Source organism: Exiguobacterium sp. PvP048 (assembly GCF_040549175.1).
Classification (GTDB): domain Bacteria; phylum Bacillota; class Bacilli; order Exiguobacteriales; family Exiguobacteriaceae; genus Exiguobacterium_A; species Exiguobacterium_A artemiae.
The window spans coordinates 367,353-386,603 of the sequence record NZ_JBEPSU010000002.1 but is presented as its reverse complement, the minus strand read 5'-3'; the positions used below and the strand labels follow the sequence as shown (position 1 = coordinate 386,603).

The window sequence follows — 19,251 nt, the reverse complement described above, 5'->3', positions numbered from 1 at the left end:
TAAAATCATTCAGACTTTCTTCCTTCAATAAAAAAACCGGAAGCCATGCTCATCTTGAAGATGAGTTGACTTCCGGTTTATCAGACGCGTTGCCGGTCAAGGAGTCGTGCGAAATATCCTCCGTTTTCGACCAGTTCTTCATGTGTCCCGTCTTCGACGATTCCGTCTTTCGTCACGACCAGAATACGGTCTGCTTGGCGAATCGTCGCCAGACGGTGCGCGATGATCAGCGTTGTCCGGTTTTTCGATAATTCAGCAAGCGATTCCTGGATGATGGCTTCCGTCTCGGTATCGAGGGCCGACGTCGCTTCATCCAAAATCAGGATTGGTGGATTTTTGAGGAACATCCGTGCAATCGCCAGCCGTTGTTTCTGCCCGCCGGACAGCTTCAGTCCCCGCTCCCCGATTTCCGTATCGTATCCGTCCGGTAAATCGGCAATCATCTGTCCGAGGTGCGCCCGTTCCGCCGCTTCCACGATGTCAGCACGATCGGCTGACAAATCGCCGTACGCAATATTGTCAGCAATCGTCCCCGAAAACAGGAAGACATCCTGTTGCACGATGCCGATTTGTTGCCGGAGCGATGCTTTCGTCATCTGTCGGATATCGATCCCGTCAATCGTAATGGCACCGTCCGTGACGTCATAAAACCGCGGAATCAACGAACAAATCGTCGTCTTCCCGGCACCCGACGTCCCGACGAAGGCAATCGTCTGTCCCGGTTCCACGGACAGGCTAATGTCTTTTAAAATCAACCGTTCGGCTTCATAACCGAAGCTGACGTCATCAAACCGGATCGCCCCACGTAATGCCGACACGTGAATGGCATCCGGCGCATCCTTCAGTTCTTCGTCATGATCAATCATTTCGAGAAAACGTTTGAAGCCGGCCATTCCTTTTGGATAAAGTTCCAAAAGTGCCGTAATTTTATCAATCGGCTTCAGCAGGATATTCATATAAAGAATGAATCCGACCAGTTCGCCGTAACTGAGTTTATTCTGATAACTGAGATAGGCACCGACGACGAGCACCGCAAGCGTCATCAACCGGGTCGTCAGATAGATTCCGGATAAACTTGTACTCATCACTTTGTAAGCATTGATCTTCGACTGTCGGAACGTCGCATTATCTTTTTCGAACCGTGCGACCTCATGGGCTTCATTCGTAAACGATTGAACGACGCGAATGCCGGAGACACTGTCCTCAACCCGGGAATTAACCTCGGCAATGTTGCCGTACATCCGGTCCCACGACCGGTTCATCCGGACGTTTGCATAACTGATCAACCAGATCAGGAATGGAACGGCAATGATTGTCACCAGTGCGAGCGGTACATTGATCGTCATCATGATCGAAAAAGCACCGAGCAGTGTCATGACGGCAATGAAGGCATCTTCCGGGCCATGGTGAGCCAGTTCACCGATATCAAACAAATCGTTCGTAATCCGGCTCATGATATGCCCGGTTTTCGTATTGTCAAAAAAACGAAACGACTGTTTTTGAACATGACCAAATAATTGCCGCCGCATATCCGTCTCGATGTTGATACCGAGCTTATGCCCGAAGTAGTTGACGACGAACTGCATCAGCGTACTGATGACATACAAGCCGAGTAATCCGACACTGACGAGAATGATCCAGTTTAACTCACCGTCCGGTAACAGTGAATCGATAAACCATTTGACAGCAAGCGGAAAAGCGAGCTCAAGCAGACCGACGAACAAGGCGGACGAAAAATCCAGCCAAAACAATCGTTTGTGCGGTATGTAATAGTGATAAAATCGTTTTAACATGCGAGTCCTCCTTCCAAATTATCTTTAGTGTACAGGATTACTGAAAATAATTCTTGTTTACAATTTCTTCTTCTTTTTTTGAAAATAACTCGAATTTCTTTCTCAAAAAATATATTTTAAAATAAGGTGAATCCCTATCTCCTTATGACAAAATGGTAACAATGATTCGATGTACCATCGAACAAGACTCACTATTTTGGAAGGGAGCCACACTACGTGAAAAAGACTTTTCTCACTTTGACGACACTTGCGCTGATCAGCTCAGCCACCGGCGTCGAAGCCGCATCAACGACACTCATCTTGACAGACAACGTCAACATCCGGACTGCTGCCACTACTTCCGCTCCTGTCATCACCACACTTAAAAAAGGAACAACGGTCACTGCAGTGAAGAAGACCGGATCCTGGTACGAAATTCGTCATCAATCGAAAAAAGCTTTCATTACAGCCGCTTACGTCAAAACCGTTCCAGCAAAAGCACCGACAACCACGACCTACATAACGAACACCTCATCCGTCAACGTGCGCGAGAAAGCAACGACCACTTCGAAATCGCTTGGTAAACTTGCGAAGAATGTCAGTCTTTCCGTTAAAAAGAAAACCGGTGAATGGTACGAAATCAATTACAAAAATAAGTCCGCTTATGTCCATACGACACTCGTCACAGCTAAAACATCGACAGTGACGACAGGATCAAAACCTCCGGTCACTAAGCCGGTTACACCGCCTGTTTCCACTGCCGTCAAAGCAGTCGATTCGTCCAAACAATATGAAGTCAATGCAAAAGAAGGATTGAATGCCCGTCTGTCCGCGTCAACGACCGCTAAGATTTACAAGACGTTACCACACAAAACGGTCTTAAAAGTAACTGGATCGCTTGATAAATGGTATCAAATCCAGCTTGATGGAAAAGACCTTTACGTCGCCTCGAGTTATGTTTTAGCGACGGCTAAGGATGCACCACCGCCTACACCTTCGACACCGGGTGTCTCTGTCACACCGGTCGACCAGTCGAAAGCCTATAAGGTCAATGCACCAACCGGCTTAAATGTCCGGACAGCTCCAAGTACGACGTCAACGGTCTTTACGCAACTGGCACACGGATCTACCGTTCAGGTTTCTGGTGAAACAACAGGAACGTCTGCTGGTTGGTACCAGATTAAAATCGGGACCACTTATTACTACGTTGCGAAAAGCTACATCACGACCGGCTCCGTCACGGCTCCGGTAACACCACCGGTCACGCCGCCAACGACGACGATTCCGGCATCCGGCATCATGGAAAAAGCGATCTCAATCGGACAACAGTATCTCGGCACTCCGTACGTCTGGGGTTCAAGCAGTCCCGTCAACGGTGGTTTTGATTGCTCCGGCTTCATCAACTATGCGTTGAATACGGCCGGCTACAAAGTGGCCCGGACGAACGTCAACGGTTACTGGAACAATGATGGCTACCTTGGTCAAAAGTTATCGAAATTACACCAACCGGTCCGTGGCGACATCATTTTCTTCGAAAATACGTATGCAGCTGGTCCGACTCACATTGGCATCATGTTGAACAACGATCAGTTCATTCATGCCAATACACCGTCACTCGGGATCAGTCGTCTGTCTGAGCGTTACTGGACACAAAAATTACTTGGTTTTAAAGCACTTTAATCCAACAGGACCAATCGGGATGATACCCGGTTGGTCCTGTTTTTTTACGTTAATCTCGCTAAGGTTTGCTCAATTTTTTGTTTAAAATGACCCGGTGATAATTGTGTTGTCAATTCTTCCACTTCTGCTTGACGGTCCAATCCAACTCCGGCTTGCATCGCAAACGCGAGCGCATATAACATCATCGCGTGATCGTACTCACCACCGGTCCGCCATAAGTGGGCATTTCTCCAAATTTTAGAAACGGCGCTTGGCAGGTCAAAGGTCAATTCCTCTTTTGAATCATTCCATAAACAAAGGTAGACTTCGAAATACCCGATGTAATGAAGACAGGCTTCAATCTCGACTTCAATCAGCCGTTCCCGTGCCTCACGAATCCCTGCATAATCCTCACGGTGGACGGCGATGGATCCTTTCGTCAAGTCTACAAGAATTTGATCAAGTGCTGTCGCTTCCGTGAATAAAAAGAAATGCCGTAATTTTTCGAGTTCGAATTCCGCCGCTTCATAGTCCTCTTCTAAACTTAAAAACAAGGCGAGGAGCCGGTGGTAGTTACTGACATCACTGTAGACACCCTTTTCCCGCATATAGCGGATCCCTTCCCGCAAGAAAACAATCGATTGACTCCAGTTATCATTGATCACACTGACACGAATCGCCTGTAACATTTGATAGTCCAAAAACGTTTCATGCGCGAGCGGGACATCCTGAAAAATCATCATCCCGTCAATCTTTCGGTAGGCTTCTTCATAACGGCGCAGAAAAAACAAAAAATAAACTTTTGAAATCTGTACTTTAATCTGTTCATCCCGTAATCCGAGTTGTTGGAATACATCCTCCGCCAAATCGAAGTAATGTAAGCCTTTTTCCGTATCCGAAAAACGTAAAGCACTTCCGTATTCGTAATAAATTTGCCCTTGCCAGTAAGAATTGATGGCGGGCTCTAAATACGGCTCAAGCATCGTCGCAATTTGTCCTTCCGCATAATAACCGCTTGCGGTCGAATTGATTTTTTCAATCATTTGCTTCATTTCGACGGCACGCGGATCAATCAATAACGCGTCGATGGAGACATGTAGACGATGGGCAATCGATTGTAACGCCGGTAAAGACGGTGTCGCCTTTTCGTTCTCGATCATACTGAGCATCGACTTCGTCATGATGCCGTCTGCGACATCCGACTGTGTTAATTTTTTCGCTTTCCGTAAACTTTTAATGCGTTGTCCCAGCATCGTTAGTACCTCTCTCTATCAAGTAAGTTCAATTAAATTTAACTTTTACATTTACAATTCTTCCCTGCTCCTCTAGTATAAAGGAAAGTTCAATTAAATTGAACAAAAAGGAGGAATTATGATGTCGAAAAATTTACAACGGTTGTTATTCGGTAAGTTTTGTTCATTATTCGCCGCCAGTCTGTTTACGTTCGTCGCCGGTCTGACCGTTTTACGGGAAACTTCATCCGGGCTTCAATTCGCACTTGTCTTACTCGCCGGGACACTGCCGCGGATTCTGTTATCCCCTGTTGCCGGTGTTCTGTCTGATCGCTTGAACCGGAAAAAAATCATCGTCACGACCGAAGCATCAAGTGCCTTCATACTTGCCGTATTTGCAGGTTACGCGACCTTTTTTCCTGTCCAGACGATGCATTACATGATTGTCAGCGCCCTGTTGACTGCTCTTTCAACCTTCCTTTCCGTCACTTTGATGAGTTCGTTGACACGATTGCTTGATGATGCGGAACTACAACGTGGTAATTCCCTCATTTCAAGTATCAGTTCCCTTTCCTCAATCGTTGCTCCGATGCTCGCTGGTTTCCTGTTAGCCTTTGCACCGATCCACCTCTTCACCCTCTTACCGTTTAGCTTGTTTTCACTCGCCGCACTTTGGAACATGCGGCTGACGTTCCGGGTAATTCCTTCTGCCGGTGAAGAAAGCTCACCTTCATTTTGGACAGACTTTCAATCAGGTTACCGCTATTTATTCAAACAACGTGTCCTGACGATACTCATCTTGATGGCACTTGTCTTGAATTTCTTTTTCATTGCATTGGAAGTCATCTATCCGATCATCCTGCTCGATCGCCTTACCTTCACCGCCTTCCAATTCGGAACAATTGAAGCCGCTTTAGGTACGGGTCTGTTGCTCAGCTCCCTGATGCTTGCTCTGCCTCGTTTTACGATCAAGCGTCCGTTGGTGACATTGTTTCAGTCGATTGCTTTAGTCGGTATGCTGTTTCTTTCACCAGTATTACCGTTACTCGACCTTATTCCATCAAACTGGACGTTCGGTTATTTTTTCGTTTTCTCTTTCATCGTCGGATTTATCCTCCTCCGGGCAAACATTCCGATTCAACTCCTCGTCCAGCGTCAAACAGACCCTGCTTACTTAGGACGGGTCATCGGTGTCATGGAATCCCTTGCGATGGGCATCATTCCACTCGGTATGTTGTTATTCGGCTTCTTAAGTGATCACGTTTCCCTCACTCTGATTCTCGGGATCAGTTCATTCGGTTTACTCGTGACCGTCAGTATCGGATTCTTTCACTTGCGGCACGATATCAAAATCGAACGCTTACCGGAAAACCAGCTTGAAACAGAAAAAACGTCCACCTCAGCGAGCTGAGATGAACGTTTTGATAGACTTAAACCGTTGCTTTGACTGCATCCATAATCAGACGGAGTGATTGTTGTTTCGCATCCTTGTCGGCAATCATCGAAGCAATCATCACTTCATCTGTTCCATATGAATCGGCGAGGTTTTGCAACTGACGCGCGACGTCTTCCGGATTTCCGACAATCATCCGTTTCCGGTTTTCGGCGATCCGGAACTGATCTTGGAACGAGTACTGGTAAGCCGCCGCTTCTTCCGGAGTCGGCGTGCCTGTTGACGAGACACCTTTCTCAAGCAGGAGCAATGACAAATCAAGACTCGAAGCCAATCGTTCCGCTTCTTCCGTTGTCTCGGCACATGTCACGAAAATCGAGACGAGTGTCTGCGGCGTCTCATTAAACGACGTCGCCATGAAGTTATGACGGTAATAATCCATCACTTCTTGACCACCCTGTCCGTTGATGAAGTGGGCAAACGCGAAACCAAATCCGCGCTGCGCCGCATTCAAGGCACTGCCGCCGCTTGACCCGAGCAACCAGGCTTCCGGTGTCGTATCGACTTCCGGTGTCGCAACAAGTCCTGCAAACCGGTGATCAGCCGGGGCCCCGTCTTTTAAATAATCGACGAGATCATCGAGTTGTGCGCCGTAATCGGCTCCGCCGAATCGTGGGGACGATCCTTCCTGAAGGGCGCGGGTTGCGAGCGGCATGCCACCCGGTGCCCGACCGAGACCTAAATCGATCCGGTTTGGTGCAAGTCCCTCGAGGACACGGAAGTTCTCCGCGACTTTATACGGACTGTAATGCGGTAACATGACGCCTCCTGAACCGAGACGGATCTGTTTCGTAACGGCTGCCATGTAAGCAATCAAGACTTCCGGACTTGATCCGGCAAGTGTTTTCGCAAAATGGTGTTCTGATACCCATAACCGTGTATATCCGAGTTCATCAGCAATCTTCGCAAGGTCTACCGTTTCCTGTAAAGCTTCTGACGGGGTCTGTCCTTTTGAGACCGGCGATTGGTCTAAAATACTTAATTTCATCTATAATCTCTCCCTATGGTGTTGACTTCATGTCTAAACTGTACGCCTGTCCAATAACCGAATGCAATTAAACTGCCTGTTTACCGGATGGCGACGTTTTCAATTTGAAATTCAGGGAACATTCTTAAAGTAGCCGCAATTAAAACTTAGAGGATGAGGTGTTTTTCATGTCAACGAACCATACATCAAATCAAGAAGCCGTTGAAACGGTCAAAAAATTAATCGATAAAATCGAAACAGCGATGCTGACGACGATCTCAGATGAAGGTCTTGTCTCCCGTCCGATGCAAACTCAGGATATCGAGTTCGATGGCGATCTCTGGTTCCTTACATCAAAAGATACAGGCAAATATAATGAAATCCTTAAAAATCCGAACGTCAACGTCGCCTATGTCGACAAATCGTACGTCTCGATCCGCGGGAAAGCTGAATTCGTCGAAGACGTAGCCCGTAAAAAAGAATTATGGAGCCCACGTTATGAAGCGTACCTCGGAACGACGTATGAAGATCCGAAAGTCGTCCTGATCAAGGTCAATACGGAAGGCGCAGAATACTGGGAAACTGGAAACACGACGAAATCCGTCAAACAGCTGTTGAAAAAAGCCGTCGGTAACGACGACTCGAATGAAATCAACAAAAAAGTAGATTTAAAATAAGCTTTTTTGGACCGAATCGCCTTGTAGCGATTTGGTCTTTTTTTGTTTGAATTGGTTTTAAGCAAGCCATCTGGTGTAACATACTACTATTAGTAATCAAGTTTATTAGCTAAAGGAGACGCATCATGGGAGAATTCATTACATTATTAAAACGCGGTAACCGCTCCGCCTTGACCGCCGGAATCGTTAACTCGATCATTGCCGTCATCAAAGCGGTCGCTTACGTCTTAACAGGAAACGTTGCCATGTTCGCCGAGATGATGCACACGTTCGGCGATGCCGCCAACCAGTTTTTCGTCTTCATCGGTTCCGCCCTCAGTAAGAAGGCGCCGACGAAACGGTTCCCGAACGGATTTGGCCGTCTTGTCAACCTCGTGTTGCTCGGTGCGATTTTATTCGTTGGCATCATGGCCTACGAAACGATTCATGAAGGGATTGCCCACATCATCCAACCGACCGAATCAACCGGTTTCTGGATCACTCTGTCCGTCTTATTCGTCGGTGTCGTCCTCGAAAGTGGTGTCTTTTATAAAGCGATGCAGGAAATCGCACATGATGCCCGTATCACGACAAAAGGTCCGAAATTGATTCTCGACAGTTTTCGTGCCTTAAAGCATGCAAAACCGGCGACACGCCTTGTCTTTCTCGAGGATTTGGTCGCAACGGCCGGCGGACTTGTCGCAATGATCGCCGTCATCATCTCGCATCTGACACCGTTTCATCAGGCGGAAGGCATTGCCTCGATCATCATCGGACTGATGATGTTTTATGTCGTCGGCAACGTCTTTTTACAAAATGCAGCCGGCGCCCTCGGAGAAGCCGACGAAACGATGGCCGCACGGCTCGGCGGGCTTATCATGCAAGATGCCGATGTCCGGGACATCAGCAAACTTGAAGTCATCAAGGAAGGCGATCATTTCCATGTCGAAGTCGAGATTGAAGTCGATCCGGCGTTGACGATTGCCCAGGCCGATGACATCAAAGACCGGCTCGAACTGAAAATCCGGCTTCAACAGGGAATCACTGATGTCACGATTGGATTTGACGAAGATGACAAGATTCAACAATACATCGTCTCGACCAACGAAACCCCTTGATTCCGTTCACACAAGAAGTCGTTGACGTCATTCGTTCAATTCCGGCAGGACGTGTCATGACGTACGGTCAAGTGGCCCGGCTTGCCGGAAATCCTAGGGCCGCCCGGCAAGTCGCCCGGATTCTTCACAGCCTGAGCCGGACGGAACAGTTGCCCTGGTACCGTGTCTTGAATGCGAAAGGTGAGATTTCACTCGACGGTGATGAACAGCAATTGGCACTCGAGGCGGAAGGCATCGTCTTTGAACGTCCCGGGAAGTTGTCGTTGTCCCGTTATCAGGTCTGAACAAAAAGGAAGTAAACCGCTTGTGCGGCTTACTTCCTTTTTTCATGCTTTTTCTTTCATTTGGCGCACTACTTCTGCTTCGAGTTGCGGCTCCGGCGGCAACCAGCCGTCCGGCTTCATGACCTTCTGATCCGATTCCCGGAAAATCGGTTGGCCGTCCGGACCGAGTTTCGCCATGTTGGCCTGTTGGACGATTTCGAACAACGGCCCCGGCTCAAGACCGGCTTCAACAAAACTGCCCATGATGAAGTACAGGGCATCCGTCAAGGCATCGCCTTGACCGACGAGCCGTTCGACTTCCGTCACCGGATAGGTTTCCTTCAGTGATTTTTTAACGGCCTGATCGAGTCCTGCCTTAAACGTCTCGATGGCAGCTAAAAACTCCGTTTCGTTTTGCGACGACTGATGCAGGAACTCGACGACTGCTTCTTCTGCTGTCCAGGTCGCCCGTTTGACACCGCGGTCGAGCGGAATCGCTGTCGGTTGATCCGCCCCCGGATGATGGAACGTCTGATGGAATTGTTTGACGTCCTGATAGTAGTTCGGTTGTTTCATATCGGTCACTCCCCTGTTCCGTTTCACTTTCACACGGTTTCCATTCTAACAGGTTTCAAGGGATTTCTCGACCGTCCGCTTACCGGACGAGATCCAGCAGACGCATACCGCGTGTAATCAGTTCTTCCCGTTCGACCGACGTCTGCTTCAGACGGTCGAGATCAGCCATTAGTCGCGGCTGGTCGACTTCATCCGCCAGTTCCAGTAATTCAAGACGCAACAACCAGGCATCCGGTAATTGAGTCAACGTCCGGTCAATCAGTTGCGGCAACAGTTGACGGTCGGTCCGTCCTTCCCGCATTTCCCGAATGGCTTCAAAAATCGGGTCGGCTGCTGTCAACGGACGTTCGATCCGTTCGAATTCGACTGTCTCCGGAATTGGTTTTAACGCTTCGACTTCTGTTCCCGGGAAAGCCGACGTGATGTCTCCGACGACTAACTCCATCCGGTCCATTGCCGTCGTTTGACCGTCGTTCGTCAATTGAGCTTCTTCCAGGACGACGAGTGCCCGGTGACCGTTGACGTTTTGAATCGCTGAAATTTGTCCCGTGAGGTGAACTGTACCTTCTGTCCAGTCAAGTTGCTCCCCGACCTTGACCTGGAGCAGGACTTCATTCAGCTCCGGTCCGTGAAGAAGTGTAAAACCTTCCGGATGATCGGCAAGCCCTTGTCCTGTCATAACTTCACCTTTCGCAGCGAGTGCCGTTGGACCGGTCAGCTTGACGATGTGTAGGGTTTCATGGATTTCCTGTGTTGCCGGTACACCGACGAGCGAGACGCCGCTGTCAAAGACAAGCGTCGAAAGGTTGCCTGACTCGACGGCTTTCGTCAATCCGTGGATACCGCCGCGGACGTATGACATCGTCTGCGCGAACTCCTCCAGGGCTTCCCGGAGCTGTTCGAATGATTCGCAGACAAACAGTTCTTTTTGCATGCTCGTGACGTCATGTTTCGTCGCCAGTGCTTTCGCAAGTGAAAACGGATGTTTGACGACCGCGTCTGTCAGACAGTGACGGCTTTCACCGACGGACGAAAGAAGACCGGCTCCGTAGATTTGCGGATTGTCGAGATCACCGATGAGACCAAACTCAACCGTCCACCAGAACAGACGTGAAATTTCATTCGCTTCCGAGATTCCCGTCACATGGGTCCGGGTTTCAGCAAGGGCAATTTCCGCCTGCTCGATGTCAGCCGGTGTCGAAAACGGACTTTCTTTGACAATCGTCAATTTTTTCAACGCTTTGAAGACGTCGTGCTCCGCTTTATGGTTAAAGGCATGGGCACCAATCTCACCGAACCGGCGAACGAATTCCGCGTACGTCGGATTCATCAGGATTGGTGCATGTCCCGCTGCTTCGTGCAAGATGTCCGGTGCCGGTGTGTAGAGAATATTGTCGACCTTTCGGATATCCGTTGCGATCGGTAACAAACCGTGTCCTTGGAAGTCAAAGAATGCGACACCCGGTATCAGGCCGTCAACGGCAACTGTTCCCCAGCCGCCCCGGCTCAAATTGGCCGTCATCTCCCGGACATCCGGAATCCGTTCCGGACTGATACCGGACGCAGCGAGTCCTTCGAGGTATGCCGGATGGGCCGTGTCTTGTAACGTCTTTAAATTCAGTCGCATGACGTAACGCCAGACCGCGTGATCCGTCGACGTGTAATCGTCGTAGTGCTGTGGTGCGACGTGTGGTTGTAAGTGACTTGGAATGATTGGTGTAGACATATGAATTCCCCCTTGAAAGTAGATGAACAACAAAAAGTCCCTGCCGAACAAAGATGTTCGACAGGGACGACAAAAGGCCGCGGTACCACCCTGATAATCTACGTAGACATAGATCGCTTCATTACGGGATAACGGTTTTCTCCGCTTGCGTGGCAAGAGACTCGGAAACTGTAATTCGATTCAATCTGTGTACACGTTCGCAGCGCCACGTGCTCTCTGAAACAGGGAGATTGTTTCTACTTCGGTTTCGTCTTTGTCCATATCTTTCATTCTGTTATGCTGTTATGCTGTTAGCAACTAAAGTGTTGTTAAGGAGGACTATACGCTTACTTTTGGCTCTCGTCAATCGCTTTTTTTCGTTTAAATCGGTTAAAGGTTTTGTCCCGGACTGATTTTTGTTCGATCGACAGCGATGTGACATGGCGACGAAGCGCTCCGTTCAGCCGTTTTTCAAACAATTCCAGTTCCTGAATCCACTCGTTCATCGCGACGACGATTGGCAGGATTTCCATGATGATTTCCTCTTCTAGTTCGTCCCGGTCGAGGAACGAGTGTTTGACGAAGGCGATGTTTTCTTTGACGAGATCTTCCATCGCCAGCGGTTCTTCCGTCAATAACAGGTCGTACGTCAACAAGACTTTTTCCTGCCGCTGAGCGATATGCATCAGGTGATAAAACAACTCGCTCCGCAACTCATCAGCAATTGAATTCAACGCCTTCTCCCGCTCCCGGAACCGTTCTGCCGTCGCAACACCCCGTTCGAGACACGACTGCATATGTTGCAGAATGATCAGGTTCCGCAGTAACGAGACATGCCGCTGCCGGGATCCGCGAATTTCTTCGCGGTGTAAGTTGAACAGCGTCTTCGTCTCGAGCATCAAGCGGCCCATTTTGTCGATTGCTGACCGGTACGGCGTGACTTTCCCTTCAAAGGCAATCGCCCGGGTCACGACGAGTAATTTTTCGAACAGTTTCGAAGCTTTTTGATAATAGACATTTCCGTAACGCGGCGGGAAAATCAACGCGTTGACACCAAGTGCACACCCGATTCCGAGCATGACGAGAAAGTAACGGATCAGGACGATTTGCCACAACGGATCCGTCGCCCCTTCAACACTTTCCAGGATGACGATGATCATCAAGACGACGTGGGGAATCGTCCGGCCGAAACCAAATGCTAGTAAAATTGAGATGGCGGCCATGATGACGATTCCGATTGCCAGTGGATTAGCCGGGTTGTCACCTAGAATCCATAACGAGACAAGCGTCAGGAAGGCTCCGATCAGGTTAGCTTCCGCTTCCTCGAGGAATTGTTTCCATGTCTGATAAACGGACGGTAATAACGTTGTCGCTGCCGAAATCGCAGGTAGGATCGGGCTCAGATTAAACAGGTTGCTGATAATCAGCGCCAAAATGACCGCAAGTCCGGTCTTGATGGTACGTGGTCCGATTTGTAAAGACTGACCGCCCATATACAAACCTCCTTTTATAGTGGGGATACGCCCCCTATTCTTGCTCTAATACCCGAAAAAGGCAATTAAAAAATCACTCCAAGTCGCCTTGGAGTGATTTTATCGAATAATTTTTTCTTATGAAGCTTTTGTTCCCGTGCCAGAAGTCATTTCTTTTTTCGCAACTTCTTGATCGACGAGCGGTTTTTTCAAGATCGAGAGGATGGCAGCTCCGACAAGTGCTCCGATTAAGATCGCACCAGCGTAGCTAAGAACGGCCATTAATGTGCCTGATGGTCCGTCAAGTAATGGGAAGACGAACACACCGCCGTGTGGTGCCGGAAGCAACACACCGAAGACGATTGTCAATGCACCGGCGATTGCTGAACCGATGACGCTTGACGGGATGACACGAAGTGGATCGGCTGCTGCGAATGGAATCGCACCTTCTGTGACGAATGAAGCACCCATTGCGTAAGCAGCGATACCGGCTTCGCGTTCTTGCGGTGTAAATTTCTTACGTGCGAACAATGTAGACGAGAATGCGACGAGAAGTGGTGGAACCATACCACCCGCCATGACGGCTGCCATGACTTCCGTGTTTCCTGCTGTTAAAGCGGCTGTTCCGAAGACATAAGCCGTTTTGTTGATTGGACCACCCATATCGATCGCCATCATTGCTGCGACGAGCATACCGAGCAGGATCGCGTTACCGCCACTGAGACCGTTGAGTGAATCTGTCAACCATGTCATGAAAGCAGCGATCGGTTCGTTGATGACAAGCAACATGATCATACCTGTGATGAATGAACCGAACAGCGGGTAAAGCAAGACTGGTTTGATCCCTTCAAGAGCTTTCGGAAGACCTTGTAAGACTTTGATCAGTAAGAGAACGACATAACCGGCAAGGAAACCGGCAATCAATCCGCCGAGGAATCCAGCGTTCCCTTGGCTTGCGAGGAACCCGGCAATCAAACCTGGTGCGAGACCCGGTTTATCGGCAATCGACATCGCGATGAATCCGGCAAGAATCGGAATTAAGAGACCAAAGGCTGCTTTACCAATCGACATCAATTGAGCGGCAAATTCGTTATATGACGGATCTTCCGGATTCGCTGAGTTGATGCCCCAGAAGAAGCTGATTGCGATTAAGAGTCCGCCGGCAACAACGAGTGGCAACATGGCGGAAACCCCGCTCATCAGGTGTTTGTAGAAGCCGCCGCGGGCCGGTTTCGAGCTGTCGCTTGATCCACTGCCTTTATACACCGGTGCATCCTGTTTAACGGCACGGTCAATCAGTTCTTTTGGTTTACGGATTCCTTGAGCGACCGGAACTTCGACAACGTGTTTCCCGTTGAAACGATCCATCTCGACGGCTTTATCCGCAGCGACGATGATTGCTGTCGCTTCTTGAATATCTTGACTTGTCAGACCGTTTTTCACGCCGGTCGAACCGTTTGTCTCGACTTTGATGCGGACACCCATTTCTTCCGCTTTTTGACGGAGGGCATCTGCTGCCATATACGTATGGGCAATACCGGTCGGACATGCTGTGACGGCAAGAATATATGGTGCGTCCTGTGCGACACTTGACGACGAGACGTCGACCGGACCTTCTTCTTCCCGTTCTTTTGCTTCGATCGCAGCGATGACTTCATCTTCCGAACGAGCGGAAAGAATCGTATCACGGAACTTCATGTCCATCAGGTAGACAGACAGTTTTGATAATGTTTCAAGGTGCGCGTTGTCGGCATTTTCGCCGGCAGCAATCATGAAGAACAAGCGGCTTGGTTGTCCGTCAAGTGCTTCGTAATCGATTCCTGTCGAACGTCCAAAAGCGATGGCCGGTGATTTAACGGCTGCCGTCTTCGCATGCGGAATCGCGATTCCTTCACCGAGTCCGGTCGTACTTTGTGCTTCCCGGGCCAGGATGGCTTCGCGGTAAGCCGAGCGGTCATTTAATTTTCCGGCACGATCGAGTACATCGACGAGTTCATCGATGACAGCTGCTTTATTCGACGAACGTAAATCGAGTTGGATCGTATCACGTGTTAACAGATCTGTAATTTTCATGAGTTTGTCACTCCTTTTAGGATTGAATGAGTTCAACGACTTGGACATCGGTCAGTAAACGGTCAATATCTTCTTTTGTACATAATCCAAACGAGTAAGCGGACGCACTGCCTGTCGTGACTGCGTACCGGAACGCTTCTTCCGGCGGCCGTCCGAGCGCGTAACTGGCGACGAATCCTGCGACGAGTGAATCTCCGGCACCGACTGAGTTGATCAGCTTACCGGCTGGTGTGTTCGCCGTGTAGGCCCCCTGCTTGTTGACGAGTAACGCTCCGTCACCCGCAAAAGAGATGATGACATTTTCCGCGCCGCGTTCAACAAGTTGTTGCGCATACGGGACAGCCATTTCTTTTGACGTGATATCGACATCAAAAATTTCACCGAGTTCATGATGGTTCGGCTTGATCATGAACGGACCGAGCGGTAAAACTTCAAGCATCGCTTCCTTCGTCGTATCGACGGCGAATTTGACGCCTCGTTCCGTCAGGACTTGTGCAATCTTCCGATACAAATCCTGCGGCAGACTGCTTGGAATGCTGCCGGCGAAGACGACGATGTCACCCGGCTGCATCGTTTCGAACGCAGCCAGTAACGCCTGTAATTCTTCATCCTTGATTTGAGGACCTGCCGCATTAAGTTCCGATTCCTGATCGGCACGGATCTTAACGTTGATCCGCGTTTCATCGGTAATCGGTGTGAATGCGGTCAGGACACCTTGTTTTTCCAGTTCGTTACGAATGAATTGCCCCGTACTGCCACCTAAAAATCCAAGAGCTTCCGTCTCGACGTCGTAGTTTCTTAAGACGAGTGAGACATTGATTCCTTTTCCACCTGCTACTTTTTCCGCTTGTTCCACACGATTGACTTGTCCGGCCTCAAATACCGGCAACGTGACGTAATAATCGATTGATGGGTTGAGTGTCAGTGTATAAATCATTTCGCGTTCACCACCTCTGTATATTGACTGTATTTCGCTTCCTGTTCACTGGATGTCATCGTGATAATCGTTGCCGCCCGCAGTGACGCGACCCGGCTGAAACTGATGTCATCCAGTTTCGTCTCATCGACTAATACATAAGACTTTTTCGCTAACTCAATCGCGGTCTTCTTAACGAGTGCCTCTTCCGGATCTGGTGTCGTGAAACCTTGAGTCGGATGAACACCGTTCATCCCAAGGAAAGCGACATCAAAATGGTAAATCAACATTCCTTCACGCGCATTGTAACCAACAAGTGCTTGGGTCGAATGCTTGAGTTGCCCTCCGACGACGAACGTCGGGATACGGTGATAGAGTAACGTGTTCGCTAGAGGAAGACTGTTCGTCACGACTGTAATCGCCTTTTGTTCGAGATAAGGGACGATGGCTAGCGTCGTCGTTCCTGCATCGAGATACACGTACATTCCGTCTTCGATCAGGTCGGCCGCTGCTTTCGCGATCCGGTCCTTCTCTTCCACGAAACGGTCACTTTTCTCGAAATAACTCGGTTCATCAATCTGCATATGGTTGGCGGTTGCCCCGCCGTGAACCCGCCGTAGGTGACCAGCCGATTCAAGTTGTGATAAGTCGCGGCGAATCGTTGATTCACTGGCTCCCGTCTGATCAACAATGGTTTGCATTTTGACGACTTCTTCCCGGGCGAGCAGCTCGAGAATCAGTTGATGGCGTTTTTTCGTTAACATGAGTTTCCCTCCACATCCTTAATATAAAGCGTTTACATCCAAAAATCAATCAAAAACATTCATTTTTTATGTTTTCCGTTAAAAAACCTTCAAAATACGATTTTATTCGACAATAACATCCTGTTATACGTCTATTATACATCAAAAACGGTCATACCATGACCGTTTACGTAAAAAAACCGCTCATTCTCTGAGCGGTTTTAAACAAGACGGTCATTGATTATTCATTTATAGGCTTTGACGTGATTTTGCAGATGACCGATTCCTTCAATCGAAATATCTACGACATCCCCATCCTGAAGATACGTCGGCGGCTTCATCCCGTGTCCGACGCCGGCCGGTGTTCCTGTTGCGATGATATCCCCTGCTTCAAGGGTCATCCCGCGGGAAACTTCTGTTAAAATCGTCACGACATCCCGGAGCATCCGCTTCGTCGAACCCGATTGACGCAGTTGACCGTTGACGCGCGTCTCAACCAATACATCCGTCGGATCAAAGTTGTCTTCCGTCACAATGACCGGACCGAACGGGCAAAACCCGTCGAGTGATTTGCCGCGGAAGAACTGGACATGCTCTTTTTGCAAATCCCGTGCCGTCACATCATTGACGATACTGTAGCCGAAGACATGATCCAGTGCATTTTCCGGCGTCAGGTCACGACCGGACGTCCCGATGATGATTGCGAGCTCACCTTCGTAGTCGAGTTGCTGTGTCAGATCAGCATGCCGTTCGATTGCTTCAAACGGACCGACGATGGAACTCGGTGCTTTCGTAAATAAAACGAATTTCCCGGCACCTGCCGTATCCATCTCCTTGATGTGATCGGCATAGTTCTTCCCGACACAAATAACATTACGAGGCGGTATGTACGGTGCGAGTAACCGGATCTCATCGTTCAGCCGCGGTGCGACATCCAAATCAAGATCCATCTCGAAGCCCCGTGCGATGACTTCAAGCAACGAATCCGTATAGACCTGCGTTGTCACGTCATACCGGTAACCTGCTTCCTCGACCCCAATCCGTGACTCTCCTTCTTGCTCAAACCGAAACCATTTCATGACTATTCCCCCTTTTTTTCCAGTATACCGAAAAGTTTCTCCAACCGTCTGCTTTCACGAAAAAAGAACCGCCCGAAATACGTCTCGGACGGTTCTTCTTCAGGCAATGCGACGGGCTAAACGGTCGACAAGTGCCTGTGATTCTTCATTTAATGAAACCAAATCGACTGACAGACCGGCTGCCTGATATTTCAAGACAACCGTTTCAATCGCTTCCGTCGCCGAATCATCAAACAAGTGGGCTTGTGTGAAATCAAGCGTAATCCGTTCGAAATCGTTGTCTGCCGGCAAATCGAATTGTTCGACGAACGCCGTCGTCGACGCAAAGAAGATCGGACCGTTGATCCGGTAGACGACGTTTGTCCCTTCGGCATGTCGTTTCACATCAATCCGTGAAATCTTCGATGCGAACAGAATCGCAGCAAGCAGAATCCCGACCAGTACGCCCATTGACAAATCATGTGTCAGGACGGTCACGAGGACCGTTGCCAGCATGACGGCAGAATCACTTTTCGGCGAATTTTTCAGCATTTTAAACGATCCCCAGTCAAATGTCGCGTACGACACAAAGAACATGACACCGACGAGGGCGCCCATCGGAATCGTCATCAATAAATCGTTCATCGTCACCATCAAAAGCATCAGAAACGCTCCGGCTGTGAAAGTCGACAAGCGACCGCGACCGCCGGATGTGACATTGATGACCGATTGACCGATCATCGCACAGCCCGGCATACCGCCAAAGAATCCGGCCACGATGTTGGCGATTCCTTGTCCACGGGATTCGATTGCTTTATTCGATGTCGTATTCGTCATCTCATCGACAATCCGCGCCGTCAACAACGACTCGATCAGACCGACGAACGCAAGCGACAACGCATACGGGAAAATGATTTGCAGTGTTTCCAGTGAAAACGGGACATTTGGCAGGAAGAAGTTCGGCAGCGAAGCTGAAATCTGACCCATGTCGCCGATGACACGTGTATCGAGCGAAAAGGCGACCGTCAGGATGGTCATGATTGTAATCGCGACGAGTGGTGCCGGGATGACTTTCGTAAACCGCGGGAAGATCAGGATGATCGCAAGGGACGCCGCGACCATCGAGTACATGATCCAGTTCTGTCCTTCAAACTGCGGCAGCTGCGCCGAAAAAATCAAGATGGCCAAGGCATTGACGAACCCGACCATGACGGCCCGGGGAATAAAACGTAATAATTTCGCGACGCCGGCAAGACCTAAAATAATCTGGAAGATCCCTGCGAGGATACCAGCCGCCAGTAAATAATCGACGCCATGATCTTTAACGAGCTGGACCACGACAAGCGCCATCGCTCCGGTTGCTGCCGAGATCATCCCCGGGCGGCCGCCGGCAATCGAGATGATGATGGCAATGATGACGGACGCATATAAGCCGACCATCGGATTGACTCCGGCGATTAAGGAAAAGGCAATCGCTTCCGGAACCAGTGCCAAGGCAACGACGATACCGGATAACAAATCTGCTTTCGGTTGCAGAACCCATTCTTTTCTCCATTGTGAAAACATCTAATTCCTCATTTCTTGTGTT

Annotated in this window: 16 protein-coding genes and 1 other annotated feature; of the genes, 5 read left to right on the top strand and 11 right to left on the bottom strand. The window is 49.3% G+C overall.

Going from position 1 to position 19,251, the window contains the following annotated elements; translation table 11 throughout:
* Positions 1-80: 80 nt before the first annotated feature.
* The gene (locus ABIC15_RS06435; RefSeq protein WP_354020113.1) at positions 81-1,793 is read right to left on the bottom strand and encodes an ABC transporter ATP-binding protein; all 1,713 of its coding nucleotides are present in this window, start codon (positions 1,791-1,793) and stop codon (positions 81-83) included.
* A 216-nt stretch (positions 1,794-2,009) separates the two neighbouring features.
* Here ABIC15_RS06435 and ABIC15_RS06430 point away from each other — a divergent pair, with 216 nt between their 5' ends.
* On the top strand, positions 2,010-3,452 hold the full coding sequence (locus ABIC15_RS06430) for a C40 family peptidase (protein ID WP_012369971.1): 1,443 nt from the start codon (positions 2,010-2,012) through the stop codon (positions 3,450-3,452).
* Positions 3,453-3,496: 44 nt separating this feature from the next.
* Here the strand turns inward: ABIC15_RS06430 and ABIC15_RS06425 are convergent, their stop codons facing one another.
* The gene (locus tag ABIC15_RS06425; protein ID WP_354020111.1) at positions 3,497-4,684 is read right to left on the bottom strand and encodes a helix-turn-helix domain-containing protein; all 1,188 of its coding nucleotides are present in this window, start codon (positions 4,682-4,684) and stop codon (positions 3,497-3,499) included.
* A gap of 121 nt (positions 4,685-4,805) precedes the next feature.
* On the opposite strand from ABIC15_RS06425, the gene ABIC15_RS06420 reads away from it, so the two are divergent.
* On the top strand, positions 4,806-6,074 hold the full coding sequence (locus ABIC15_RS06420) for an MFS transporter (protein WP_354020109.1): 1,269 nt from the start codon (positions 4,806-4,808) through the stop codon (positions 6,072-6,074).
* A gap of 19 nt (positions 6,075-6,093) precedes the next feature.
* On the opposite strand, the gene ABIC15_RS06415 is transcribed toward ABIC15_RS06420, so the two are convergent.
* Positions 6,094-7,104, bottom strand: a complete 1,011-nt coding sequence (locus ABIC15_RS06415) for an LLM class flavin-dependent oxidoreductase (protein WP_354020108.1) — start codon at positions 7,102-7,104, stop codon at positions 6,094-6,096.
* A 167-nt stretch (positions 7,105-7,271) separates the two neighbouring features.
* Between ABIC15_RS06415 and ABIC15_RS06410 the strand changes: the two genes are divergently transcribed.
* The 3 genes from ABIC15_RS06410 (at position 7,272) to ABIC15_RS06400 (ending at position 9,141) form a co-directional block, all read left to right on the top strand.
* Positions 7,272-7,760, top strand: coding sequence for a pyridoxamine 5'-phosphate oxidase family protein (locus ABIC15_RS06410; protein ID WP_214848349.1), 489 nt, complete (start codon positions 7,272-7,274; stop codon positions 7,758-7,760).
* A gap of 125 nt (positions 7,761-7,885) precedes the next feature.
* The gene (locus ABIC15_RS06405; protein ID WP_354020106.1) at positions 7,886-8,857 is read left to right on the top strand and encodes a cation diffusion facilitator family transporter; all 972 of its coding nucleotides are present in this window, start codon (positions 7,886-7,888) and stop codon (positions 8,855-8,857) included.
* Positions 8,854-9,141: an MGMT family protein gene (locus ABIC15_RS06400; protein ID WP_354020105.1), complete on the top strand. Its 288-nt coding sequence runs from the start codon at positions 8,854-8,856 to the stop codon at positions 9,139-9,141. The genes ABIC15_RS06405 and ABIC15_RS06400 overlap by 4 nt, the downstream gene beginning before the upstream one ends.
* A 42-nt stretch (positions 9,142-9,183) precedes the next feature.
* Here ABIC15_RS06400 and ABIC15_RS06395 read toward each other — a convergent pair whose 3' ends face one another.
* The 8 genes from ABIC15_RS06395 to ABIC15_RS06360 all read right to left on the bottom strand — a co-directional run bounded on the left by ABIC15_RS06395 (position 9,184) and on the right by ABIC15_RS06360 (position 19,229).
* Positions 9,184-9,696, bottom strand: coding sequence for a pyrophosphohydrolase domain-containing protein (locus tag ABIC15_RS06395; protein ID WP_012369964.1), 513 nt, complete (start codon positions 9,694-9,696; stop codon positions 9,184-9,186).
* A 79-nt stretch (positions 9,697-9,775) separates the two neighbouring features.
* Positions 9,776-11,422: an aromatic amino acid hydroxylase gene (locus ABIC15_RS06390; protein WP_354020103.1), complete on the bottom strand. Its 1,647-nt coding sequence runs from the start codon at positions 11,420-11,422 to the stop codon at positions 9,776-9,778.
* Between the two features lie 59 nt (positions 11,423-11,481).
* Positions 11,482-11,685: a binding site (T-box leader), on the bottom strand.
* 63 nt (positions 11,686-11,748) lie between these two features.
* A complete protein-coding gene (locus tag ABIC15_RS06385) occupies positions 11,749-12,894 on the bottom strand; it encodes an FUSC family protein (protein ID WP_354020101.1) in 1,146 nt (381 codons plus the stop codon).
* A 117-nt stretch (positions 12,895-13,011) separates the two neighbouring features.
* A complete protein-coding gene (locus tag ABIC15_RS06380; protein WP_114596213.1) occupies positions 13,012-14,946 on the bottom strand; it encodes a PTS fructose transporter subunit IIABC in 1,935 nt (644 codons plus the stop codon).
* 16 nt (positions 14,947-14,962) lie between these two features.
* Complete coding sequence (gene pfkB / locus ABIC15_RS06375; RefSeq protein ID WP_354020099.1) at positions 14,963-15,883, bottom strand: 1-phosphofructokinase; 921 nt, start codon at positions 15,881-15,883, stop codon at positions 14,963-14,965.
* Entirely contained in the window at positions 15,880-16,626 is a 747-nt protein-coding gene (locus tag ABIC15_RS06370) for a DeoR/GlpR family DNA-binding transcription regulator (protein ID WP_012369959.1), read from the bottom strand. Before ABIC15_RS06370 ends, pfkB begins: the two co-directional genes overlap by 4 nt.
* A 224-nt stretch (positions 16,627-16,850) precedes the next feature.
* On the bottom strand, positions 16,851-17,684 hold the full coding sequence (locus ABIC15_RS06365) for a fumarylacetoacetate hydrolase family protein (protein WP_354020097.1): 834 nt from the start codon (positions 17,682-17,684) through the stop codon (positions 16,851-16,853).
* 99 nt (positions 17,685-17,783) lie between these two features.
* Complete coding sequence (locus ABIC15_RS06360; protein WP_354020095.1) at positions 17,784-19,229, bottom strand: SulP family inorganic anion transporter; 1,446 nt, start codon at positions 19,227-19,229, stop codon at positions 17,784-17,786.
* Positions 19,230-19,251 lie beyond the last annotated feature (22 nt).